The organism is Pseudomonas sp. OE 28.3 (assembly GCF_014268205.2).
GTDB lineage: Bacteria > Pseudomonadota > Gammaproteobacteria > Pseudomonadales > Pseudomonadaceae > Aquipseudomonas > Aquipseudomonas edaphica.
Window position 1 is genome coordinate 5,927,068 of record NZ_CP077082.1, and the last position, 24,190, is coordinate 5,951,257.

The following is a 24,190-nucleotide window of genomic DNA, read 5'->3' on the forward strand; positions in this document are numbered from 1 at the left end:
TTTTTTGAAAGGCTCTAGAACGGGCATCTCAAGCGCTTTCCGAATAAAAAACCAGCCAAGCCAAACCATAAACATAAGCGGGAAATTCGCCTCTCGCCCAACAGCCACGCCAAAAGCGTTTGGTGGTAAGCTCGCGCACCATGAATATCTACAGCTCTCGCCCCGTTGTCCTCTGTCTCTCCGGCCACGACCCCAGTGGTGGCGCCGGCTTGCAGGCAGATATCGAAGCCCTGCTTGCACAAGGCTGTCATGCGGCCCCGGCCGTCACTGCCTTGACCGTGCAGAACACTGTCAATGTCAGCGATTTTCGCGTGCTCGACCGCGAGTGGGTACTGGCCCAGGCCAATGCCGTGCTGAGCGACTCCGAAGTGGCGGCGGTGAAGCTCGGCATGCTCGGTTCCACCGCGATGGTCGACACCGTGGTCGAACTGCTGCAGGCGCACCCGCACCTGCCGGTGGTCTGCGACCCGGTGCTGCGCGCCGGTGGCGGCGGCAGCCTGGGCAAGGACGAAGTCGGTTATGCCATGCGTGAGCGGCTGTTGCCACTGTCGCTGATCGCTACGCCGAACTTGCCGGAAGCGCGCATCCTCGCCGAATTGCCCGAGGGCACGGCGGACGAATGCGCCGAGAAGCTGCTGCCGTTTGTAAAGCATCTGCTGATCACCGGCGGCCACGGCGACGAGCATGAAGTGCACAACCGCCTGTACAGCCGCGACGGCACGCGCCAGACCTTTACCTGCCAGCGCCTGCCCGGCAGCTATCACGGCTCGGGGTGCACGCTTGCCAGCGCCTTGGCCGGCCGGATCGCCCAGGGCGAAGGCTTGGCCAGCGCGGTGCAATCGGCGCTCAACTACACTTGGCGCACCCTGCGTGACGCCGAACAACTCGGCCAGGGCCAGTTCGTGCCGCGCCGTCTGCCGCTGGATTTCTGCTCTTAACCGCACAAGAGGCCTGCTCGATGAAACTACGTGGCCTTTACGCCATTACCGACAGCCAACTGTTGGCCGGCAAATTCCTCGCCTACGTCGAAGCAGCACTGGACGGTGGCGTAACCCTGTTGCAGTACCGCGACAAAAGCAGCGACGAAGCCCGGCGCCTGCGTGAGGCCGAGAAACTGCGCGAGCTGTGCTCACGCTACAAGACCCAGTTGATCATCAACGATGACGCCGAATTGGCCGCGCGCCTGGGCGTCGGTGTACACCTGGGCCAAACCGACGGCCCACTGACCCCGGCCCGTGCACTGCTCGGCTCCAAAGCCATCATCGGCGCCACCTGCCACAGCCAGATCGAACTGGCCGAGCAGGCCGCCAAGGAAGGCGCGAGCTACGTCGCATTCGGCCGCTTTTTCAATTCCAACACCAAGCCCGGCGCGCCGGCCGCAACGCTCGACATGCTGGCCCAGGCCCGCACGCGTCTGCAGTTGCCGATCTGCGTGATCGGTGGCGTCACCCTGGAGAACGCCGCCCCCCTGGTGGCCCACGGTGCCGACCTGCTCGCCGTGGTACACGGCCTGTTCGGTGCCGACAGCACCCAGGAAGTCACGCGCCGCGCCCGCGCCTTCAACGACCTTCTTAAAGTTTAAGTGTAGAGAGCCCGATCATGTCCCGTTCCGAAACCCTGTTTGCCAATGCCCAGAAACACATCCCCGGCGGTGTGAACTCCCCCGTGCGTGCGTTCAAGAGCGTCGGCGGCACACCGTTGTTCTTCAAGCATGCCGAAGGCGCCTACGTCACCGACGAAGATGACAAGCGCTACGTTGACTACGTAGGTTCCTGGGGGCCGATGATCCTCGGCCACAGCCACCCGGACGTGCTCGACGCGGTGCGTCAGCAGCTGCAACACGGCCTGTCCTATGGCGCGCCGACCGCCATGGAAACCGAGATGGCGGACCTGGTGTGCTCAATCGTGCCATCGATGGAAATGGTGCGCATGGTCAGCTCCGGCACCGAAGCCACCATGAGCGCAATCCGCCTGGCCCGTGGTTTCACCGGCCGCGACAGCATCATCAAGTTCGAAGGCTGCTACCACGGCCACTCCGACAGCCTGCTGGTAAAAGCCGGTTCCGGCCTGCTGACCCAAGGCGTGCCAAGCTCGGCGGGTGTGCCGGCCGCGTTTGCCAAACACACCCTGACCCTGCCGTTCAACGACATCGCTGCCGTTGAGCAGATGCTCAGCGAAGTCGGCCAGGACGTGGCGTGCATCATCGTCGAGCCGGTAGCCGGCAACATGAACTGCGTGCCACCGGCACCGGGTTTTCTGGAAGGTTTGCGCGAGCAGTGCGACAAGCACGGCGTGGTGCTGATTTTCGACGAAGTGATGACCGGCTTCCGCGTAGCCCTCGGCGGCGCCCAGGCTTACTACGGCGTCACGCCGGACCTGAGCACCTTCGGCAAGATCATCGGTGGCGGCATGCCCGTGGGCTGCTTCGGCGGCAAGCGCGAAATCATGCAGCACATCGCGCCGCTTGGCCCGGTGTATCAGGCGGGCACCTTGTCAGGTAACCCATTGGCCATGGCGGCCGGCCTGACCACCCTGCGCCTGATCAGCCGCCCGGGTTTCCACGCCGAGCTGACCGACTACACCACACGCCTGCTCGATGGCCTGCAACAGCGCGCCGATGCGGCGGGTATCCCGTTCGTGACCACACAAGCAGGTGGCATGTTCGGCCTGTATTTCAGCGGCGCCGACGATATCGTTACCTTTGATGACGTGATGGGCAGCGATGCCGACCTGTTCAAGCGCTTCTTCCACTTGATGCTCGAAGGCGGCGTTTACCTGGCACCGAGCGCTTTCGAAGCCGGGTTCACCTCGATCGCCCATGGCGAAGCGGAGTTGAAACTGACCCTGGATGCTGCCGAGCGCGCTTTCGCAGCCCTGAAGTAAGCCCTGATTAAGGGACACACACATCTGACGTTGCCCCTCGCAGCGTCAGATTTGCTACTTTGCTTACAGAGATTTCCTGCATTTTTCGAGAAATCACCTGCAATCCGGCAGATAACTTGCCTACGCAGCAGAAAAACGAGTAAAGACTTTGTAAGCAGGGGCCTGCTTATTTCATAATGCGCGCTTATTGGACCCCCGAGGGTCCGCGTGCCCCGTCAGAGGTAAGTCGATTCCCATGAAACGCACCGGCCGCACCCTGGTTCTGGGCTGCCTGTTGCTCCTTCAGCCGCTGCTGGCACATGCCCAGGCAGGCGGCAACTCGTTGTTAATCCCAGCGATGGGTCGTTGCACCCTCAATACCCAGCCAGACAGCCAGGCCGAAGCCCTGAGCGCGTGCCAGAAACAGGCCGACGGTGGGGATGCGCAGGCGCAATACGAGTTGGGCGAGTACTTCCACGACGACAAAAACCCGGCCCGCGACCTCAACAAAGCCCTGAGCTACTTCGAAAAGGCTTCGTTGCAGGGCCACGCCCAGGCGCAATTCCAACTGGGTAACATGTTCTTCAAAGGCGAAGGTGTGCCGGCCAATAACGTCCAGGCCTACATCGTGCTGAAAATGGCAGCGGTCAACGGTGCCGAAGACGCGCTGGACACGGCCGACGAAGTCGCCGAGCACATGCAGCGTGATGAACTGGAAGTGGCCACCCAGGTGCTGGGCCAGATTTTCCGCAATTACCTGCAGGAATTGCAGAGTGCCGACGGGCGTTCACCCTTCTCGCCCCTGCCCTGATTTCAGCTAAGCCCCCCTACCGCTATCGCAGGCAAGCCAGCTCCCACAAGGAAATGCATTCCAAATGTGGGAGCTGGCTTGCCTGCGATAGCTTGACTCGGTCTAACGCCTTACTTCTCAGGCATCGGCATCGGAAACGGCATCACATTGCTGGTGCCACGCGCTTCGCTGATCTTCGGCGTGCCCAGGCGCTCGACTTCATCGATGCGCACAATCGAATGCATCGGCACAAAGCTGCGCACCACGCCTTCAAACTGCGCCTTGAGTTTTTCTTCGCCCGGGTCGACGACCAATTGGGTGCGCTCGCCAAAGACGAACTCTTCCACTTCCAGGAAGCCCCACAGATCACTTTGATAGATCTGCTTGGCGTACATTTCGAACACCTGGCCCTGGTTGAGGAAAATCACCTTGTAGATTGGAGCTTCACGTTTGGTCATGGTGGGCGAACAACACATCGGGGATATAAAAGAGGGCGCGAACTATAGCATGGCACCCGATGCACAGCGCTAGGAACCAATGGGCATGCCCCCTATAATGCGCGGTTCTTTACCACCAGTTGACGATTCCCATGGCCAAGAAGCTTTACATCGAAACCCACGGTTGCCAGATGAACGAGTACGACAGCTCGCGCATGGTCGATCTGCTGGGCGAACACCAGGCCCTGGAAGTCACCGCCCGCGCCGAAGATGCCGACGTAATCCTGCTCAATACCTGCTCGATCCGCGAGCGTGCCCAGGACCGTGTGTACTCCCAGCTGGGCCGCTGGCGTGAATTGAAACTGGCCAACCCGGAGATGGTGATCGCCGTCGGCGGCTGCGTGGCCAGCCAGGAAGGCGCCGCGATCCGCGACCGCGCCCCCTATGTCGACGTAGTTTTCGGCCCGCAAACCCTGCACCGCCTGCCGGAAATGATCGACGCCGCACGCATCACCAAGCTGCCGCAGGTGGACGTGTCGTTCCCCGAAATCGAAAAATTCGACCATTTGCCCGAACCGCGCATCGACGGGCCGAGTGCCTATGTGTCGGTCATGGAAGGCTGCAGCAAGTACTGCACCTTCTGCGTGGTGCCCTACACCCGTGGCGAAGAAGTCAGCCGGCCGTTTGACGACGTGCTGTCGGAAATTATCCACTTGGCCGAAAACGGCGTGCGCGAAGTGACCTTGCTGGGCCAGAACGTCAACGGCTATCGCGGCCAGACCCACGACGGGCGCCTGGCCGACCTCGCGGAGTTGATCCGCGTGGTGGCAGCAGTGGACGGCATCGAGCGTATTCGCTACACCACCTCGCATCCGCTGGAGTTCTCCGACAGCCTGATCCAGGCACACGCCGAGGTGCCGGAGCTGGTCAAGCACCTGCATTTGCCGGTGCAGTCGGGTTCGGACCGCATTCTGGCGGCCATGAAGCGCAACCACACCGCCCTGGAGTACAAATCCAAGCTGCGTAAATTGCGCGCCGCCGTGCCGGGCATCTGCATCAGTTCGGACTTCATCGTCGGCTTCCCTGGCGAGACCGAGAAAGATTTCGAGCAGACCATGAAGCTGATCGAAGACGTCGGCTTCGACTTCTCGTATTCGTTCGTCTACAGCCAGCGTCCAGGCACGCCGGCAGCGGACTTGGCGGATGACACGCCGGAATCGCTGAAAAAAGAGCGCTTGAACGCGCTACAACATCGCCTGAACCAGCAAGGTTTCGAGATCAGCCGACAAATGGTCGGTTCGATCCAGCGCATTCTGGTCACCGACTACTCGAAAAAAGACCCGGGCGAATTGCAAGGGCGTACCGAGAACAACCGGATCGTCAACTTCCGCTGCGACAACCCGACTCTGATCGGCCAGTTTGCCGATGTGCACATCGATGCGGCGCAACCGCACTCGCTGCGTGGGTCGCTGATCAACTGACCTCAAGACATAGGAGGATCAAATGTGGGAGCTGGCTTACCAGCTCCCACAGTGGATCTTCATGGTTCTTGAGATTGAGCCAGCCTATATAAGTGCTTTCGCACGCCGAGCGCTGGCGTTATCCTCTCTTTCACCTAAACAGCCAAAGGGCGGCTAAAAGCAACCTTGAACGCACCCATAGCAGAACCCCATCGTTTTCTCCTCGAGCCGTTTGAGGCTCGCCGTTTCGCCAACCTGTGCGGACAGTTCGACGAGCACCTGCGCCTGATCGAACAACGCCTGAGCATCGAGATCCGCAACCGCGGCAATCAGTTCGAGCTTATTGGTGAACCCCAGCACACCACGTCTGCAGAAAACCTGCTGCGCCGCCTCTACCGCGAAACCAAGGGTAGTGAGCTGTCGCCGGAGACCGTGCACCTGTATCTGCAGGAATCCGCCGTGGAAGACTTGGCCAACAACCCGGTGGCCGAAGCCAGCGTGGCCCTGCGCACCAAAAAAGGCATGATTCGCCCACGCGGCTTGAATCAGCAGCGCTACGTCAAGGAAATCCTCGGTAACGATATCAACTTCGGCATCGGCCCCGCCGGTACCGGCAAGACCTACCTGGCCGTGGCCTGTGCGGTCGACGCCCTGGAGCGCGAGCAAGTGCGGCGCATCCTGCTGGTGCGCCCGGCGGTCGAGGCTGGCGAGAAGCTTGGCTTCCTGCCCGGCGACCTGGCCCAGAAGATCGACCCGTACCTGCGCCCGCTCTACGACGCGCTGTACGAGATGCTCGGCTTTGAATACGTGGCCAAGTTGATTGAGCGCCAGGTGATCGAGATCGCCCCGCTGGCCTACATGCGTGGTCGCACCTTGAACAACAGCTTCATCATCCTCGACGAAAGCCAGAACACCACGGTCGAACAGATGAAAATGTTCCTCACCCGTATCGGTTTCGGCTCCACCGCCGTGATCACCGGCGACGTCACCCAGGTCGACCTGCCCAAGGGCACCAAGTCCGGCCTGGCCCAGGTGATTGACGTGCTCAAGGACGTGCCAGGTATCAGCTTCACGCATTTCATGCCCAAAGACGTGGTTCGTCATCCGCTGGTGCAGCGCATTGTCGAGGCCTACGAGCGCTTTGAGCACCGCGATGACGTACCCGCCAAGGACGTGCGCCACGATGCTTGAGCTAGACCTGCAACTGGCCACCGAAGCGCCCGCCCCCAGCGAAGCGCAGTTCCGTCAATGGTGCGCCCTGGCCCTGCGCCAGCGCACCGCCGACTCGGAACTGACCATCCGCCTGGTGGACGAGCCCGAAGGCCGTGAACTGAATCACACCTGGCGCCAAAAGGATTACGCGACCAACGTGCTGTCCTTTCCCGCCGACGTGCCGGATGAGTTACTGGATATCCCGTTACTGGGCGACCTGGTGATCTGCGTCGAAGTGGTAGAGCGCGAGGCGAAGGAACAAGGCAAGGAACTTGAGGCCCACTGGGCCCATCTAGTCATCCACGGCTGCTTGCATCTCTTGGGTTACGACCATATAGACGATGACGAAGCCTGCGAAATGGAAACACTGGAACAAACGTTGCTTGCTGAACTGGGTCACCCTGATCCGTATGCAGACGACGAAAACTGAAACTACACATAACTGACACAACAAAGGATTTAGAGTAATCGCTATGAGCGAAGACCGATCGAGCAACGGGCAGAAGTCATGGCTGGGTAAACTGACCCAGGCTTTTGCCCACGAGCCGAAAAACCGCCAGGAGCTGCTGGAGCTGCTGCGCGAGGCCCATCAGAACAAGTTGCTGGACAGCGAAGCGCTGGCCATCGTCGAAGGCGCCATCCAGGTGGCTGACCTGCAGGTTCGGGACATCATGGTCCCGCGTTCGCAGATGATCAGCATCAAGGCGACCCAGACCCCACGGGAATTCCTCCCGGCCGTGATCGACTCGGCGCACTCGCGCTACCCGGTGATCGGTGAAAGCCATGACGACGTCATGGGCGTCCTGCTGGCCAAGGACCTGCTGCCGCTGATCCTCAAGGAGAACGGCGACAGCTTCAACATCAAGGACCTGCTGCGCCCGGCCACCTTCGTGCCTGAATCCAAGCGCCTGAATGTGCTGCTGCGCGAGTTCCGCGCCAACCACAATCACATGGCCATTGTGATCGACGAATACGGCGGCGTGGCTGGTCTTGTGACCATCGAAGACGTGCTCGAGCAAATCGTCGGCGACATCGAAGACGAGCACGACGTCGAAGAAGACAGCTACATCAAGCCGCTGCCCAGCGGTGATTTCCTGATCAAGGCGCTCACGCCGATCGAGAACTTCAACGAGTTCTTCGACAGCGAATTTTCCGACGATGAATTCGACACCGTGGGCGGCTTGGTGATGAGTGCGTTCGGGCACCTGCCAAAACGTAACGAAACCACCGAGATTGGCGCTTATCGCTTTCGCATTCTGAATGCGGATAGCCGTCGTATCCACTTGATCCGCCTGACTCCGATTGCCCGCTAAGGAAGGGGTGGGGCATCAGCTATTTCCTGTGTCGCGTTGCCCCTGAGAGCGGGCCAGGCAAGGCGCAGGCCGCAGGGAATGGCGTTCCCTTTTCAAGGCCTGCAACGCAGCATGGCCCGCTCTCAGGGGCAACCCGAAGGGCCGGGCCTGCTGCGGCACAGGGCTGCGTTACTCGTCGTTCATTTGGAAAAACCAAACCACACTCCTCGCGCCTTGCCCTGTGCCGCAGCAGGCCCGGCGCGACACAGGAAATAGCTGATGACCCACCCCTACATGCGCCGTCTGATTGCACCCGGCTGGCCCGGTAACCTGCTGGCCGTGGTGGCCGGCGCCATCACTACTCTGGCGCTGGCGCCCTTCGATCTGTGGCCATTTGCGCTACTGGCCGTCGGGCTGTTCTATGTGGGCCTGCGCGAGCTGACGCCACGTCAGGCCCTGGCCCGTGGCTGGTGTTTCGGTTTTGGCCTGTTTGGCGCCGGCACCAGTTGGATCTACTACAGCATCCACCACTTCGGCGGCGCTTCGGTGTTGCTGGCTGGCTTTTTGATGCTGTTGTTTACCGCCGCGATTGCCTGGTTCTTCGCCCTGCCCGCTTGGCTGTGGGCACGCTGGCTGCGTCGCAATGAGGCGCCGCTGGCCGATGCGCTGACCTTTGCGGCGCTGTGGGTTGGCCAGGAAGCGTTTCGTGGTTGGTTCCTGACCGGTTTCCCTTGGTTGTACTCCGGTTACAGCCAACTCGATGGCCCGCTCACCGGCCTTGCGCCACTGGGCGGCATGTGGCTGATCTCCTTTGCCCTGGCGCTGACGGCGGCCGTGCTGTGCAACCTGCCGCGCCTGCTGGCAAGCAAGCGCAACGGCTTCATCGGCGCAGGCTTGGTGTTGTTGGTTGCACCCTGGGCCATCGGCCTGGCGCTCAAGCATCATGCCTGGACCTCGCCCTCGGGCGCCCCACTGACGGTGGCGGCGATCCAGGGTAATGTCGAACAGAGCATGAAATGGGACCCCGCGCAGATCGACGCGCAGTTGGCGCTGTACCGCGACATGAGTTTCAGCTCCAAGCCGGTAGACCTGCTGGTATGGCCGGAAACCGCGGTGCCGGTGCTCAAAGAGTCAGTCGAAGGCTACCTGGGCATGATGGGCAAGTTTGCCGCCGACCGGCACTCCGCGCTGATCACCGGTGTACCGATTCGCCAGGAAGTGCACCACCAGAAGCGCTACTTCAACGGCATCACGGTGGTGGGTGAAGGTGATGGCACTTACCTCAAGCAAAAACTGGTGCCTTTTGGTGAATACGTGCCGTTGCAAGACATGCTGCGCGGGCTGATCGCCTTCTTCGATTTGCCAATGTCGGACTTCGCCCGCGGCCCGTCCGATCAGGCGATGCTGCAGGCCAAGGGCTATCAGATTGCGCCGTTCATTTGCTATGAAGTGGTGTACCCGGAATTCGCCGCAGGCCTGTCGGCCCAGAGCGATTTGCTGCTGACCATCAGCAACGACACCTGGTTCGGCCGTTCCATCGGCCCGCTGCAACACCTGCAAATGGCGCAGATGCGTGCATTGGAGGCTGGCCGTTGGATGATCCGCGCCACTAACAATGGGGTGACAGGTTTGATCAACCCATTTGGGCAGATTACCGCGCAGATCCCGCAGTTCGAGCGTGGGATTCTCTACGGCGAAGTGGTGCCGATGCACAACCTGACGCCATACCTGCAATGGCGCTCGTGGCCGTTGATCATTGTGTGCCTGGGCTTGTTCGGCTGGGCGCTGCTGGCGGCCCGGATGTCTAAAACCGTCTAACGAACGGCATAAAACCAATGTGGGAGCTGGCTTGTGTGGGAGCGGGCTTGCTCGCGAAAGCGGTGTGTCAGTCAACATATCGTCAACTGACACACCGCTTTCGCGAGCAAGCCCGCTCCCACATGAACCGCTTTCCACATTTGAAATTGCGGCGTTATCGGTAAAACACCCGATACCCCACCTGCCCCACCGCCTCATTGATCAACTGCCCGCTGCGCCACACTGACACAAACTCGGGCATCCAGCCGCCCAGCGGTCGCGCATTGTCTACGCCCAAAAAGCCCACCGGCCCTGGCACTACCGTAAAACCGGCCTTCTCGAAGCTCCATACCGCACGCGGCATATGCCAGGCCTGGGTCACCACCACCACGCGCTTGATGCCTTGCGGCAACAGGATTTCGGCGCTCATCTGCGCGTTTTCCCAGGTGGTGCGGCTGCGCTCTTCTTTCCAACGCACGGTGACGCCAAAGTCATCCTGCATCGACACCGCCATCAGCTCAGCCTCACTGGGAGGCGTGCCGTAGTGCAAGCCGCCGCTGGTCAGCACCGGCAAGCCGGAGGCCTTGGCCAGACGCGCAGCATAACGCTGGCGCTCAAGCCCAGTACCGGTGGGTTGATCGGAACCCCACGCGGGGTCACCGCGCTCACGCCCCGACCCCAGCACCACAATCGCGTCAGCGCGCTGGGCCAGCGTCGCCCATTCTTCACGGGCCAACGGCGGCTCGGTCTCCAGGGCATGCGCGCCCCACTGCACCATCACCGGCAGGCTGACCAACCACAGCCCCCCGAACCCCACGGCAAAGCAGCATCCGGCCAGGCGCGGGCGACTTTTACGCAACCACCAGGCAAGCGCCAGCAGCAGCAAAAAGAGGCCGGGCGGCAAGAGCAATTGTTTAATGAAATAACGAAAAGGCATCGGGCATCTCCAAAGATGCCCGAAGCCTAGATGCAACGGGGTTTAGCGACAATCTTTACCAACCTGTTTCGAGAACGACTCAAAGGATAACGCGTTGCTCCACGTTTACCGTGCGACCCGACGCTTATCGGGACCGCGACCAGCAGACACATCTTTCAGCCAGATCACCTTGGCCGAACGCAAAGGCTCTTGGGCGGGCGGGGCAGCCCGTTCCTGAGAGGCACGGTGGTGATTCAATTCCAGGTAGCACTTGATCAATTCAAGTTCTGCCTGGCTCAAGCCTCGCAACTCCAGCTCCAGAGGCCGCTCATCACGCAATCGGCCTGCGGTTCTTGCGGCATCCAATGCCCGACCCAAACGGTCGATCAGTCCTTCATACAATTGCGGTTTCATTAAAGTTCGCTGCGATTCAACCATCCCCTCACCTCATTGAAGATAAGACTCACTCCCCAATAAACAGCGTAGTCCCCATGGCTGCGCCTGCCTCGCGCCGCGACAGACGGCCCTCGCCGCGCAATCAGGGTTTCCCTCGATAGAGTGGGGTCATGTATGCTACGGCGCTTCCTGTAACTCCACTTCCCGCAGGGTTTGGGCACGGACGCGCCGCTTTTTGGTGTCGATCAACCTGAATGTTGTACCGAAGAGGATTAGGCCACCCCTATTCAGTTCAAAAGTAGCCATGCACGAACAATATCAGCCCCGTGAAATAGAAAATGCCGCCCAAACCTTCTGGGACGAGCAAAAGTCCTTTGAAGTCAGTGAACAGCCAGGCAAGGAGACTTACTACTGCCTATCGATGTTCCCTTACCCCAGCGGCAAGCTACACATGGGGCACGTGCGTAACTACACCATCGGCGACGTAATTTCCCGCTACCAGCGCATGCTCGGCAAAAACGTCCTGCAACCTATGGGTTGGGACGCCTTCGGCATGCCGGCGGAAAACGCCGCGATGAAAAACAACGTGGCGCCCGCCAAGTGGACCTACGAAAACATCGCCTACATGAAAACCCAGCTGCGCAGCCTGGGCCTGGCGGTGGACTGGTCCCGCGAAGTGACCACCTGCAAGCCCGATTACTACCGCTGGGAACAGTGGCTGTTCACGCGCCTGTTCGAAAAAGGCGTGATCTACCGTAAAAACGGCACCGTGAACTGGGACCCGATCGACCAGACCGTACTGGCCAACGAGCAGGTCATCGACGGTCGCGGCTGGCGTTCCGGCGCGGTGATCGAAAAGCGCCAGATCCCGATGTACTACTTCAAGATCACGGCCTACGCCGATGAACTCTTGTCGAGCCTCGATGACATGCCGGGCTGGCCTGAGCAGGTCAAGACCATGCAGCGTAACTGGATCGGCAAATCCAAAGGCATGGAAGTGCAGTTCCCGTACAACGTCGACTCGATCGGCGAAACGGGCGCACTCAAAGTCTTCACCACCCGCCCCGATACCCTGATGGGCGCGACTTACGTCGCCGTGGCCGCCGAGCACCCGCTGGCCACCCAGGCTGCACAAAACAACCCAGAGCTTTCGGCGTTCATCGCTGAATGCAAAGGCGGCAGCGTGGCCGAAGCCGACGTTGCCACCCAAGAGAAAAAAGGCCTGCCAACCGGCCTGTTCGTCGAGCACCCACTGACGGGCGAAAAACTGCCGGTGTGGGTCGCCAACTACGTGCTGATGCACTACGGCGATGGCGCAGTCATGGCTGTGCCGGCCCACGACGAGCGCGATTTCGAGTTCGCCACCAAGTACAGCCTGCCGATCAAGTCGGTCGTGCGTACCAGCTCGGGTGATACCAACCCGGCCCCGTGGCAAGACGCCTACGGCGAACACGGTACGCTGATCAACTCCGGTGAGTTCGATGGCCTGGACTTCCAGGGTGCCTTCGACGCCATCGAAGTTGCCTTGATCAAAAAGAACCTCGGTGCCTCGCGCACCCAGTTCCGCCTGCGCGACTGGGGCATCAGCCGCCAGCGCTACTGGGGCTGCCCGATCCCGATCATCCACTGCGAAACCTGCGGTGACGTGCCGGTGCCGGAAGACCAGTTGCCGGTGGTACTGCCCGAAGACGTGGTGCCGGATGGCGCCGGTTCGCCATTGGCGCGCATGCCTGAGTTCTACGAGTGCACGTGCCCTAAATGCGGCGCACCTGCCAAGCGTGAAACCGACACCATGGACACCTTCGTCGAGTCCTCGTGGTACTACGCCCGCTACGCCTCGCCACACTATGAAGGCGGCCTGGTAGAAAAATCCGCAGCCGACCACTGGTTGCCGGTGGATCAATACATCGGCGGCATCGAACACGCGATTCTTCACCTGCTCTACGCGCGCTTCTTCCACAAGCTGATGCGCGACGAAGGCCTGGTGAGCTCCGATGAGCCGTTCAAGAACCTGCTGACCCAAGGCATGGTGATCGCCGAGACTTACTATCGCCGCGAAGCCAATGGTGCCTACACCTGGTTCAACCCGGCGGACGTCGAGCTTGAGCGTGACAGCAAAGCCAAGGTCATCAGCGCCACGCTGAAATCCGACGGCCTGCCGGTGGAAATCGGTGGCACCGAGAAGATGGCCAAGTCCAAGAACAACGGCGTCGACCCACAGTCGATGATCGATCAGTTCGGCGCCGATACCTGCCGCCTGTTCATGATGTTCGCCTCGCCGCCCGACATGAGCGCCGAATGGTCCGACTCCGGCGTTGAAGGCTCGCACCGCTTCCTCAAGCGCGTCTGGCGCCTGGCGCACGCCCATGTCAGCCAGGGTTTACCGGGCAAACTGGACGTGGCGTCGTTGAGCGATGAGCAAAAAGCCATTCGCCGCAGCACCCACCTGGCCATCCGCCAGGCCAGCCAGGACGTGGGCCAGAACCACAAGTTCAACACCGCCATCGCTCAGGTGATGACACTGATGAACGTGCTGGAAAAAGCCCCGCAAGCCACCGAACAGGACCGCGCGCTGGTACAGGAAGGCCTGGAAGCTGTGGTGCTGCTGCTGGCACCAATCACGCCGCACATCAGCCATGAACTGTGGAGCCGCCTGGGTCACAGCGACGCGGTCATCGATGCGCGCTGGCCGGTGCAGGATGACAGCGCGCTGGTACAGGACACATTGCAACTGGTTATTCAGGTTAACGGTAAACTGCGCGGCCAGATCGACATGCCTGCCAGCGCCAGCCGTGAAGACGTGGAAGCCGCAGCGCGCATCAACGAAAACGTGCTGCGCTTTACCGAAGGCCTGACGATCCGCAAAGTGATCGTAGTGCCGGGCAAACTGGTCAACATCGTCGCCAGCTAATCGGATCGGGCGCAGGGCTTGAGCCCTGCGCCGAACTAAACCTTTAAGGCCTCGATAAGGCCCACATGGTTTCAAGGGGAGCAACAAAATGATCAAACGCAATTTGCTGGTGATGGGCCTCGCTGTGCTGCTGAGCGCTTGCGGCTTCCAGCTGCGTGGCACCGCCACCAATGAACTGAGCATCAAGGAACTGGACGTCAGCGCACGCAACGCCTACGGCGAGACCGTGACCCAGCTGCGCCAGGCCCTGGAAAGCAGCGGTGTACGCGTCGGTTCCGGCGCGACTTACAAACTGAATCTGGTGGACGAGAAAGAAACCCAGCGTAACCTCAGCTACGCCAGTGCCGGCCGTGCGTCGGACATTGAGCTGAACACCCTGGTCGTCTATGAACTGCAAGGCCGCGACCACCTGCCATTGATGGGTGACAAGGTTGAAGTGCAGAAAGTCGTGAGCCACGACGGTAACAACCTGGTGGGCTCGGATTCGGAGATCATCCAGGTTCGCAAGGAAATGCGTCGTGAGGTGATCCAGCGTCTGATGATTCGTCTGCAACAGCTGACGCCAGAGAAACTGGCCGCCTTGCAACTGACCGCCGACAACAAGGCCAAGGCTGACGCCGATGCCCTGAAAGCTGCGCAAGAATACGAAGACAACACGCCGAAACAATCGCCTGCCGAAGTCCCTGTCGAGTAAGCCAGACGGGGCGCCCCTGGCGCCCCGTTCGCCCCGCCTATGAAACTTGCCCCCGCCCAACTCGCCAAGCACCTGCAAGGTGGCCTTGCGCCTGTCTATATCGTCAGCGGTGATGACCCGCTGCTGTGCCAGGAAGCGGCCGACGCGATTCGCACCGCCGCACGCCAGCAAGGCTTCGATGAACGCCAGGTGTTCAGCGCCGACGCCAGTTTCGACTGGGGCACGCTGCTGCAAGCCGGTGCGAGCATGTCGTTGTTCGCCGAGAAACGCCTGCTGGAACTGCGCCTGCCTTCAGGCAAGCCGGGTGACAAGGGCGCGGCGGCGTTGATGGAATACTGCTCACGCCCCGCTGAGGACACGGTGCTGCTCATCAGCTTGCCCAAGCTTGATGGCAGTGCGCAGAAAACCAAGTGGGGCAAGGCGCTGGTAGAAGGTCCGCAAACCCAGTTCATCCAGATCTGGCCAGTAGACAGCAACCAGTTGCCGCAATGGATACGTCAGCGCCTGTCGCAATCAGGGCTGTCGGCAACGCAAGATGCCGTCGAGCTCATCGCCGCCAGGGTCGAGGGCAACCTGCTTGCCGCCGCCCAGGAGATCGAAAAGCTCAAGCTGATGGCCGAAGACGGGCAGATCACCGTCGAAACCGTCCAGGGCGCAGTCGCTGATAGCGCGCGCTTTGATGTGTTCGGGTTGGTGGACGCGATTCTCAATGGCGAACCCGCCCACGCCCTGCGCATGCTTGAAGGCTTGCGCGGTGAAGGTGTGGAACCGCCGGTGATTCTGTGGGCGCTGGCTCGAGAGTTGCGAGTGCTGGCCAATATTGCCCTGCAATACAGCCAAGGCACGCCGCTGGACAAATGCTTCAGCCAGGCCAGGCCGCCGGTGTGGGACAAGCGCAAACCCCTGATGAGCAAAGCCCTGCAACGCCACTCGGCGCAACGCTGGGCGCAGCTGTTGTTGGAAGCGCAACGCATCGACGCGCAGATCAAAGGCCAGGCGGCAGGTTCGCCGTGGATGAGCCTGAGCCGTTTGTCACTGTTGATGTCTGGCCAACGCCTGACACTCCCCGCCGAATAACCCCACTGTCCCCTGTGGGAGCTGGCTTGCCTGCGATAGCGGTGTGTCAGCCACTACATTTTTGCTGATGGACCGCTATCGCAGGCAAGCCAGCTCCCACATTGACCGTGCCCACTTGAATAGGTGAAACCGCCTACACGTCGCCGGGCTTTACAGCCGCGCCACTTCGGCAGATGATTTGCACCGCTTCACCCCACCTCAAGACCCCACCTCAAGAGAGTAACGACCATGAGCAAAAAGCCATCCAAGCATGGCCCCAACAAAGCCAAATCCATCATCGCCCAGCCACTGTTCCGCAGCCGTCAGGAACGCGCCGGCAAGGGCAAAGGCAGCTACCGCCGCGAAGCCTTCCAGTCTAATAGCTGGGAGGCTTCTTACTTTCTGGCTGCCTGAAGGCAAGTGCCCCTCCGGCATGATAAGGTCTGTACTTGATTTGTAATCCCTGGACCTGTGCATGCCCTCTAGCCTTTCCCGTCGTTGGCACCTTCGCCAATTGATCGCTGCCTCCAGCCTCATTCTGCTTGTCGCCTGCGCCGAGAAACCCACCGCCGCGGACGCGCAACCCCTGCCAAAGCTCCAGACCGTGCCTGCCGTCGCGCCTGCCGTGGTCCCCCCTTTGGCCGTGGACAATCTTGATATCCAGCCGACCCAGACCTTTGCCGAATGGCAGGCTGGCTTTCGTGCGCAAGCCCTGAGCGCGGGGATCACACCCGCCGTCTTCGATAACGCCTTTGCTGGCGTGACGCCCGACATGGCGGTGATTCGCGCCGATCGCAGCCAACCGGAATTTTCCCGCCCGGTGTGGGAATACCTCGACGGTGCCCTGTCGCCAGTACGCGTGCGTAATGGCCAAGCGTTGCTGATCAAATACGCCGATATCCTGCAACGCATCGAAGAGCGTTATGGCGTTGATCGCCAGGCGCTGGTTTCGGTGTGGGGCATGGAAAGCAACTTTGGCCAGTTCCAGGGCAATAACTCGGTGATCCGTTCGCTCGCGACCCTGGCCTATGAAGGCCGCCGCCCGGCATTCGCCCAGGCGCAACTGCTGGCGGCACTGCAGATCATCCAGCATGGCGATATCTCTGCCGACCAGATGAAAGGTTCGTGGGCCGGGGCCATGGGCCAGACCCAGTTCATCCCGACCACCTACAACACCCACGCCGTGGATTTCGATGGCGACGGGCGCCGCGATATCTGGAACAGCCCGGGCGACGCCCTGGCCTCCACTGCGCACTACCTGCAAAGCTCCGGCTGGCAACGCGGCCAGCCGTGGGGCTTTGAGGTGAAACAACTGCCGACGAACTTCGATTACGCCCTGGCCGACGGCGGCATACGCAAGACCGTTGGCGAGTGGATGAGACTCGGTATCCAGCTGCCACCAGGCGCGAGCATGCCACCGAACGTCGAGCACCTGTCAGCTGCCCTGCTGCTGCCGGCCGGCTACCGTGGCCCAGCGTTCCTGGTGCTGGATAACTTCCGCGCGATCCTCAAGTACAACAACTCGTCGTCCTACGCGCTGGCCGTAGGCCTGTTGTCGGAGCGGTTTGCTGGCGGCGGAGTGATTCGTGGCGATTGGCCCAAGGATGAGCTGCCGCTGAGTCGCTCCCAGCGTATCGACTTGCAGACGGTGCTGAGTGCCAAGGGCTATGACGCGGGCAACCCGGACGGGATTATCGGCGCCAACACGCGCAAGGCGATCCGGGCGGCGCAGCAGTCGTTGGGTTGGCCGGCGGATGGGTTTGCGACAGTGAAGCTGCTGGAGTCGTTGCAGAGCCGCTGAGACCACGATCGTTCCCACGCTCCGCGTGGGAATGCCGCCTTGGACGCTCTGCGTCTGCTCTTGAGGGGGTGACGCGGAGCGTCACGGGATGCATTCCCACGCAGAGCGTGGGAACGATCGACGCTCAGGGCTTGAACACTACATCCTGCTCCAACACCAACTGCTGCTCCCCCGCATCCAACCGCACCAAGGCGCCCATCGGCAGCGTCAGGTTCGGATCGCAGTGCCCGCTGCGCCAGCCGGACAATACAGGAATGCACAGCGGCTCGAAGGTCTGCTTGAGCAGCCGCTCCAACGCCGCCTTATCCACCCCCGATACATCCCCGACCAACACGCCGGCCACCTGAGCCAGTTTGCCCGCCAGGCGCAAGTGCGTCAGCAGCCGGTCAATTCGGTAGAGTGGCTCGTTGACGTCTTCGATAAACAGAATGATGCCTTCGGCGTCGATCTCAAACGCCGTGCCCATTACCGCGGCAATCATCGACAGGTTGCCGCCGAGCAAACGCCCGCAGGCGACACCCGGCTCAATCGTGGTCAGTGGGTAAGCAACCGGGTGTGCCAGCACGCTGCACTCGCTCAGTTGCCCACGCAACATGCTGAACAACGACGACTCTGTGGGCTGCTGCTTGTCACCGAGCAGATCGGCATTAAGCATCGGCCCGTGAAAGCTCACAAAACCCGCGTAGCGGTTGATGGCCAGGTGCAACGCGGTGATGTCGCTGTACCCCACAAATGGCTTGGGGTTGGCTCTAATCAGGTCAAAATCGAGCCGATCCAATAATCGCGGGGTGCCATAGCCGCCACGCAGGCAGAAGATGGCATCGATTTCGGGATCGGCAAACGCCGCATGCAAATCGCGCAGACGCACCTCGTCGCTGCCGGCCAGGTAGCCATCGCGCTCATACACACCGGGGAATATGCGCAGCTCATGGCCACGGGCGCGCATCCACTGGCCGGCTTTTTCAACATCCAGTGCGGCAGGGCCGGCGGGGGCAATCAGGCCAATTACGCCTTCGGTGCGCAGGGCAGGCACGGCAGCCGCGAGTTGAGTCGTCATCCATGGTTCTCCGTGGTTGGATACCCAGGCACTCTAGCCAGTGATGGTTGCAAACAGAAGGGAGAAAAGGAGGGAAACTCTGTAGGAGCAGTTCGGCTGCTCCTACAGAGGGGAAACGCTTACGAAACCAGGCTCGCCTTGACCAGCTTGGCTTGCTCATCGGCGTGGTACGAGGAACGTACCAGCGGGCCCGAAGCCACGTTCTTGAAGCCCATCTTGTAACCTTCCTCGGCGAACCAGGCGAAGGTGTCCGGGTGCACAAAACGCTGCACCGGCAAGTGGCTGCGCGACGGCTGCAGGTACTGGCCCAGGGTCAGCATGTCGATGTCGTGTTCGCGCATGCGCTTCATGACTTCGATGACTTCTTCGTCGGTCTCGCCCAAGCCCAGCATCAGCCCGGATTTGGTCGGGATGTGCGGCATCATCTGCTTGAATTTTTGCAGCAGGGTCAGCGACCACTGGTAGTCCGAACCTGGGCGCGCAGCTTTGTACAAACGTGGCACGGTTTCCAGGTTGTGGTTGAACACATCCGGTGGCTCGGCCGCGGTGATTTCCAGCGCGACGTCCATGCGGCCACGGTAGTCCGGCACCAGGGTTTCGAGCATCACGTTCGGCGACAGCTTGCGGATCTCGCGGATGCAGTCGGCAAAGTGCTGGGCACCGCCGTCACGCAGGTCGTCGCGGTCTACGGAGGTGATGACCACGTATTTGAGTTTCAGGTCGGCAATGGCGATGGCCAGGCTTTCCGGCTCGTTGACGTCCAATGGCTTCGGCCGGCCGTGGCCAACGTCGCAGAACGGGCAACGACGGGTGCAGATGTCACCCATGATCATGAAGGTGGCGGTGCCGCCGGAGAAGCATTCGCCCAGGTTCGGGCAGGAAGCTTCTTCGCACACGCTGTGCAGTTTGTGTTTACGCAGCAGGGCCTTGATACGGTCGACTTCCGGCGAAACCGGGATGCGCACGCGGATCCAGTCAGGCTTCTTCGGCAGTTCGGTGGTCGGGATGATTTTCACCGGGATGCGTGCAACCTTCTCGGCGCCGCGCAGCTTGACGCCGGCTTCGACCTTGGCACGCGGGGCCGGGGCCGGACGCTCGGTGATGTCCAGCGTCGGGATCATGGTTTGCACTGCATCAGTAGTCATAATCAGTCGATTCCGCCCGTAAGGGTCGTCTGCTCAGCATAGTCGAGGTGTTTGACGAGCTGCGCACGCAGCCGGGCACTTACCTCGGCAAATTTAATCGGTGTGGCGTGGTCGCTCAGTTGAGTCATCGCCAGCCCGGCGTAACCGCACGGGTTGATGCGCCGAAACGGCGCCAGGTCCATGTCCACATTCAGGGCCAGGCCATGAAAGGAACAACCATGGCGAATGCGCAAACCGAGGGAGGCGATTTTCGCGCCGTCCACGTATACACCGGGTGCATCGGGCTTGGCCGCGGCAGTCACGCCGTAACTGGCCAACAGCTCGATCAGGCAAGCCTCCATGCGGCTTACCAGGTCACGCACGCCAAAACCCAGCTTGCGCACGTCCAGCAGCAAATAGGCCACCAGCTGACCAGGGCCATGGTAAGTCACTTGGCCACCTCGGTCGACCTGCACCACCGGAATATCACCCGGCAGCAGCAGATGCTCAGCCTTGCCGGCCTGGCCCTGGGTGAAGACCGGCGGGTGTTCTACCAGCCAGATTTCATCCGGAGCCGAGGTGCCGCGCTCGTTGGTGAAGCGCTGCATGGCATGCCAGACCGGCTCGTAGGCCATCTGGCCGAGCTCGCGAAAGCCCAAAACCTGTGACATCACAACACCATGTGCACGAAGCCGGTGGCCCGCAGTTCACTGTTGATGTCGTAGAGCTGGTCTTGACCGGTCGCAACGATGTGCAACTGGATCGTGGTGTACTTACCGTTGGAGCTCAAACGCTCGTCCACCCGGTTGTCGTTGATCGTCGCGTGTTTACGCACGATCTCGAGAATCTTGTCTTTGTTGCCTACACCGGTATCGCTGATCACCTTGACGGGATAGTCCACGTTGGGGAATTCGATCTTTGGCGCCTTTACTTCTACTTCTTTATCGGTCATGGCAGAACAGCCTCGTAAGCGCTAAGCCGTGGCGACGGGCAAAGCCCCGCGCTGGATCAACGCGGGGCTTTGCAGGTGCGCACAATCAGTTGAACAAGCCGTAGAAGAATAGACGGATGCTATCCCACACGCGGCGGAAGATACCACCTTCGTCAACGGCGTCCAGTGCGATCAGGTCGGCGCTATGCACCACCTTGTCATCGAGCTTCACTTCGACTTTACCGATCACATCACCCTTGGCGATTGGAGCGACCAATTGCGGGTTCATGGTCATGCTGGCCGCGAGCTTTTTCAGCTGGCCTTTAGGCATGGTCAGGGTCAGGTCATCGGCCAGGCCGGCCTTGACTTGGTGGGTCGCGCCTTTCCATACCGGGGCTTGGGCCAGCTCGGCACCCTTCTGGTAGAAGGTCTGGGTTTCGAAGAAGCGGAAGCCGTAAGTCAGCAGTTTTTGCGTCTCGGCCGCACGGGCCTGCTCGCTGTTGGTGCCGAATACCACGGCGATCAGGCGCTGGCCATCACGTACGGCGGACGACACCATGCAGTAGCCGGCTTCGTCGGTGTGGCCGGTTTTCAGACCGTCGACGGTCTTGTCACGCCACAGCAGCAGGTTACGGTTAGGCTGCTTGATGTTGTTCCAGAAGAATTCCTTCTGGGAATAGATCGCGTAGTGCACCGGGTCGACACGGATGATCGCGCGAGCCAGCACGGCCATGTCGTGAGCCGACGAGTAGTGCTCCGGGTTCGGCAGGCCGGTCGGGTTCATGAAGTGGCTGTTGGTCATGCCCAGGTCGCCGGCGGTCTTGTTCATCAAGTCGGCGAACGCGTCTTCGCTGCCGGCGATGTGCTCGGACAGGGCCACGCTGGCGTCGTTACCGGACTGGATGATGATGCCGTGCAGCAGGTCGCTGACGGTAACCTGCGAACCGACCTTGATGAACATCCGCGAACCGCCGGTGCGCCATGCGTTTTCGCTGACGGTAACCGGGTCATTCTCGCCGATCTGGCCGCGACGGATTTCCAGGGTCGCGATGTAGGCTGTCATCAGCTTGGTCAGGCTGGCCGGGGGCAGGCGCTGGTCACCGTTGTTCTCGACCAGCACGTTGCCGCTGGCGGCATCCATGAGGACCCAGGCCTTGGCGGCCAGTTGCGGGGAAGCTGGCACCATTTCCACCGCCCAGGCGGCCGGGGTAATGATCAGCGAAAGTAGCAGGCACGTGCGTTTGGCTAAGGTGGTGATGTTCATCCGTCTCTCGAAATTGCTTATGGAAACTTGCCCTCGCGGGCAAAACTATTCAGACAGCCCGCTGCCAGACTGTCGCGTGTTCGGTTGCCCGCTCACCCCTTGCCCCTGGGTTTTTATTGTTCACGAGCCAACAACCTGGGTTCAGGCGAACCTGAACCATCAATCCTTTTACTTATTCAGCCGTGACGACGCTGGGTTGCCCCAGGTTGGCCAGGCGCACACTGTTCTGCACGTGCGCCACTTCACTTGGCGAACCAATCGGGCCCATGCGCACACGGTGCAGAGTTTGCTGGTTACGCACGATGGAGCTGATAAACACTGGCGCGCTGACCATACCGCTGAGCTTGGACCTTAACAGTTCTGCCGCATCCGGGTTGGCGAAAGCGCCGACCTGCAGGTACTGGCCGCCGACTGTAGATGCGCCTGGCGCTGCATGCGGCACCACGACCGTATCGGGTGCGTGCTGCGCCGGTGGCGGTGTCCACTGCTCGATCTTGCCCGCCGAGGCGGTCACTTGCGGTTGCGGGGTTTGCGGCTCGTTGAGCATCAATGGCGCCGGTTTGCCACGCTGAGCCCAATACTGCGCCGGGTCGATACCTTCGACTTTCACGCGCGCGGTGCCAGTTTCGGCATAACCGAGTTTCTTCGCGGCGGCGTAGGACAAGTCGATGATCCGGTCCGAATAGAACGGCCCACGGTCGTTGACCCGCAGGATCACCGTGCGGTGGTTGTCCAGGTTGGTCACGCGTACATAGCTGGGCAGCGGCAAAGTCTTGTGGGCCGCGCTCATGCCGTACAGGTCATACACTTCGCCGTTGGCGGTGTTCTGGCCATGGAATTTGGTGCCGTACCAGGACGCCGTGCCCGTTTGCGAGTAGGTCCTGGATTCCTGCAGCGGGAAGTAATTCTTGCCCAGCACGGTATACGGGTTGGCTTTATAAGGCCCGGTGTGCAGGGTCGGCGTGGCATCCGGGATCTTTGATACGTCGACATCCCACCACGGCGCGCCGTCTTTGTGCGCGCGGTTGATGTCCAGGCCCGGCTGGGCGCGAACGACAGCGCCGCCCTTCGGCGCCGGAGCACGGCTGGTGGTGGAGGAGCAACTGACAACCAGCAAGGACAACGCGGCGAACGCCACCAGCTTGAGCGTTTTTTGGAACGGCGATACCCGCATTACTTGTTGCCCCGTGCTTGGACCAGCATGTCTGACAGCTGATGCACGGCCATGGCGTACATCACACTGCGGTTATAACGCGTGATTGCGTAAAAATTCTTCAGGCCCATCCAGTATTCCGGGCCGTTTGCGCCTTCGAGACGGAACGCCGTCACCGGCATATCATCGCGTGGCGCATTCTGACTCGACCAGCCCAGCGCTCGCAACTCCCCGACGGTCTTGACCGGCTCAATACCTTGGGTCAAACCTTCGTCGGCGCGCTCGCCGGTGACATCGGCGCGGATCACCACCGGTTCGCCAGCCACCCAGCCATGGCGCTTGAAGTAGCTGGCCACGCTACCGATGGCATCGTCCGGGTTGCTCCAGATATTGATGTGGCCGTCGCCGTCGAAATCCACCGCATACGCCCGGAAACTGCTCGGCATGAACTGCGGCAGGCCCATCGCACCAGCGTAGGAGCCCTTGAGGGTCAACGGGTCGACCTGTTCTTCACGGGCCAGCAGCAGGAACTCACGCAGCTCCTTGCGGAAAAACTCGGCACGTGGCGGGTAATCGAAGCCCAGGGTCGACAAGGCGTCGATCACCCGGTAACTGCCGGTGTTGCGCCCGTAGAAGGTTTCGATGCCGATGATGGCGACGATCACCTGTGCCGGCACGCCGTATTCCTGCTCGGCGCGGGCCAGCACCGCTTCGTGCTGGCGCCAGAAGTCCACGCCCCGCGCCACACGGGCGTCGGTGAGGAACATCGGGCGGTAGTCTTTCCACTGTTTGACGCGCTCGGCGGGACGCGAGATCGCGTCGAGGATCGCCTGCTTGCGCTGGGCTTCACGGAACACGCCCATCAGTTGTTCACCGGCAAAACCGTAGTCGCGGGTCATTTCACCGACAAATTCGGCGACCTGGGGTGAACCATCGTAGTCACCGGCCTGCACCTCTTGCGTCGCGCCCAGCAGCCCAATCAGGCCCATCCAGGACGCGTGCCGAGTCGCCCAGCCGCGCATTACTTGCATTGACAT

Annotated in this window: 24 protein-coding genes; 14 read left to right on the top strand and 10 right to left on the bottom strand. The window is 61.1% G+C overall.

Annotation, left to right across the window (positions count from 1 at the left end; genetic code table 11):
- Nucleotides 1-140 precede the first annotated feature (140 nt).
- From HU759_RS26595 to HU759_RS26610, 4 genes are all read left to right on the top strand, one after another.
- A complete protein-coding gene (locus tag HU759_RS26595; protein WP_056861986.1) occupies nt 141-938 on the top strand; it encodes a hydroxymethylpyrimidine/phosphomethylpyrimidine kinase in 798 nt (265 codons plus the stop codon).
- Nucleotides 939-958: 20 nt separating this feature from the next.
- Complete coding sequence (gene thiE / locus HU759_RS26600; RefSeq protein ID WP_017136070.1) at nt 959-1,582, top strand: thiamine phosphate synthase; 624 nt, start codon at nt 959-961, stop codon at nt 1,580-1,582.
- A gap of 17 nt (nt 1,583-1,599) precedes the next feature.
- Nucleotides 1,600-2,883, top strand: a complete 1,284-nt coding sequence (hemL, locus tag HU759_RS26605; protein ID WP_017136069.1) for a glutamate-1-semialdehyde 2,1-aminomutase — start codon at nt 1,600-1,602, stop codon at nt 2,881-2,883.
- 235 nt (nt 2,884-3,118) lie between these two features.
- A complete protein-coding gene (locus HU759_RS26610; protein WP_017136068.1) occupies nt 3,119-3,673 on the top strand; it encodes a tetratricopeptide repeat protein in 555 nt (184 codons plus the stop codon).
- Nucleotides 3,674-3,783: 110 nt separating this feature from the next.
- On the opposite strand, the gene HU759_RS26615 is transcribed toward HU759_RS26610, so the two are convergent.
- Complete coding sequence (locus HU759_RS26615; protein WP_003194436.1) at nt 3,784-4,110, bottom strand: DUF1820 family protein; 327 nt, start codon at nt 4,108-4,110, stop codon at nt 3,784-3,786.
- A gap of 131 nt (nt 4,111-4,241) precedes the next feature.
- Between HU759_RS26615 and miaB the strand changes: the two genes are divergently transcribed.
- From miaB to lnt, 5 genes are all read left to right on the top strand, one after another.
- Complete coding sequence (gene miaB / locus HU759_RS26620) at nt 4,242-5,570, top strand: tRNA (N6-isopentenyl adenosine(37)-C2)-methylthiotransferase MiaB (RefSeq protein ID WP_099547593.1); 1,329 nt, start codon at nt 4,242-4,244, stop codon at nt 5,568-5,570.
- 165 nt (nt 5,571-5,735) lie between these two features.
- Nucleotides 5,736-6,740, top strand: coding sequence for a PhoH family protein (locus HU759_RS26625; RefSeq protein WP_169987387.1), 1,005 nt, complete (start codon nt 5,736-5,738; stop codon nt 6,738-6,740).
- Nucleotides 6,733-7,191: an rRNA maturation RNase YbeY gene (ybeY, locus tag HU759_RS26630; protein ID WP_056861975.1), complete on the top strand. Its 459-nt coding sequence runs from the start codon at nt 6,733-6,735 to the stop codon at nt 7,189-7,191. Before HU759_RS26625 ends, ybeY begins: the two co-directional genes overlap by 8 nt.
- A gap of 43 nt (nt 7,192-7,234) precedes the next feature.
- Nucleotides 7,235-8,074 (top strand): HlyC/CorC family transporter, encoded by an 840-nt coding sequence (locus tag HU759_RS26635; RefSeq protein ID WP_010206772.1) that lies wholly within the window; start codon nt 7,235-7,237, stop codon nt 8,072-8,074.
- 273 nt (nt 8,075-8,347) lie between these two features.
- Nucleotides 8,348-9,871, top strand: coding sequence for an apolipoprotein N-acyltransferase (gene lnt / locus HU759_RS26640; RefSeq protein WP_186617134.1), 1,524 nt, complete (start codon nt 8,348-8,350; stop codon nt 9,869-9,871).
- Between the two features lie 154 nt (nt 9,872-10,025).
- Here the strand turns inward: lnt and HU759_RS26645 are convergent, their stop codons facing one another.
- A complete protein-coding gene (locus tag HU759_RS26645; protein ID WP_186617108.1) occupies nt 10,026-10,787 on the bottom strand; it encodes a YdcF family protein in 762 nt (253 codons plus the stop codon).
- Between the two features lie 105 nt (nt 10,788-10,892).
- Complete coding sequence (locus HU759_RS26650) at nt 10,893-11,204, bottom strand: hypothetical protein (protein ID WP_017136061.1); 312 nt, start codon at nt 11,202-11,204, stop codon at nt 10,893-10,895.
- Between the two features lie 262 nt (nt 11,205-11,466).
- Here HU759_RS26650 and leuS point away from each other — a divergent pair, with 262 nt between their 5' ends.
- The 5 genes from leuS (at nt 11,467) to HU759_RS26675 (ending at nt 17,624) form a co-directional block, all read left to right on the top strand.
- Nucleotides 11,467-14,073, top strand: coding sequence for a leucine--tRNA ligase (leuS, locus tag HU759_RS26655; RefSeq protein WP_017136060.1), 2,607 nt, complete (start codon nt 11,467-11,469; stop codon nt 14,071-14,073).
- An 88-nt stretch (nt 14,074-14,161) separates the two neighbouring features.
- Nucleotides 14,162-14,767: an LPS assembly lipoprotein LptE gene (gene lptE / locus HU759_RS26660; RefSeq protein WP_017136059.1), complete on the top strand. Its 606-nt coding sequence runs from the start codon at nt 14,162-14,164 to the stop codon at nt 14,765-14,767.
- 39 nt (nt 14,768-14,806) lie between these two features.
- A complete protein-coding gene (holA, locus tag HU759_RS26665; protein ID WP_017136058.1) occupies nt 14,807-15,844 on the top strand; it encodes a DNA polymerase III subunit delta in 1,038 nt (345 codons plus the stop codon).
- A gap of 228 nt (nt 15,845-16,072) precedes the next feature.
- Entirely contained in the window at nt 16,073-16,237 is a 165-nt protein-coding gene (gene arfA, locus HU759_RS26670; protein WP_003176285.1) for an alternative ribosome rescue factor ArfA, read from the top strand.
- Between the two features lie 61 nt (nt 16,238-16,298).
- Nucleotides 16,299-17,624, top strand: a complete 1,326-nt coding sequence (locus HU759_RS26675) for a lytic murein transglycosylase (RefSeq protein WP_099547590.1) — start codon at nt 16,299-16,301, stop codon at nt 17,622-17,624.
- A gap of 124 nt (nt 17,625-17,748) precedes the next feature.
- Here the strand turns inward: HU759_RS26675 and HU759_RS26680 are convergent, their stop codons facing one another.
- The 7 genes from HU759_RS26680 to mltB all read right to left on the bottom strand — a co-directional run bounded on the left by HU759_RS26680 (nt 17,749) and on the right by mltB (nt 24,184).
- On the bottom strand, nt 17,749-18,681 hold the full coding sequence (locus tag HU759_RS26680; protein ID WP_186617110.1) for an LD-carboxypeptidase: 933 nt from the start codon (nt 18,679-18,681) through the stop codon (nt 17,749-17,751).
- Between the two features lie 119 nt (nt 18,682-18,800).
- Nucleotides 18,801-19,802, bottom strand: a complete 1,002-nt coding sequence (lipA, locus tag HU759_RS26685) for a lipoyl synthase (RefSeq protein WP_057444888.1) — start codon at nt 19,800-19,802, stop codon at nt 18,801-18,803.
- A gap of 26 nt (nt 19,803-19,828) precedes the next feature.
- Nucleotides 19,829-20,476 carry a lipoyl(octanoyl) transferase LipB gene (gene lipB / locus HU759_RS26690; RefSeq protein WP_017136055.1) on the bottom strand — a complete coding sequence of 216 codons (648 nt, stop codon included), beginning with the start codon at nt 20,474-20,476 and terminating at the stop codon, nt 19,829-19,831.
- Entirely contained in the window at nt 20,476-20,757 is a 282-nt protein-coding gene (locus HU759_RS26695; protein ID WP_017136054.1) for a DUF493 domain-containing protein, read from the bottom strand. Before HU759_RS26695 ends, lipB begins: the two co-directional genes overlap by 1 nt.
- An 85-nt stretch (nt 20,758-20,842) precedes the next feature.
- Nucleotides 20,843-22,000 carry a D-alanyl-D-alanine carboxypeptidase family protein gene (locus tag HU759_RS26700; protein ID WP_017136053.1) on the bottom strand — a complete coding sequence of 386 codons (1,158 nt, stop codon included), beginning with the start codon at nt 21,998-22,000 and terminating at the stop codon, nt 20,843-20,845.
- Nucleotides 22,001-22,172: 172 nt separating this feature from the next.
- Entirely contained in the window at nt 22,173-23,174 is a 1,002-nt protein-coding gene (locus tag HU759_RS26705) for a septal ring lytic transglycosylase RlpA family protein (RefSeq protein WP_170038072.1), read from the bottom strand.
- Nucleotides 23,174-24,184 carry a lytic murein transglycosylase B gene (mltB, locus tag HU759_RS26710; RefSeq protein WP_017136051.1) on the bottom strand — a complete coding sequence of 337 codons (1,011 nt, stop codon included), beginning with the start codon at nt 24,182-24,184 and terminating at the stop codon, nt 23,174-23,176. The genes HU759_RS26705 and mltB overlap by 1 nt, the downstream gene beginning before the upstream one ends.
- Nucleotides 24,185-24,190 lie beyond the last annotated feature (6 nt).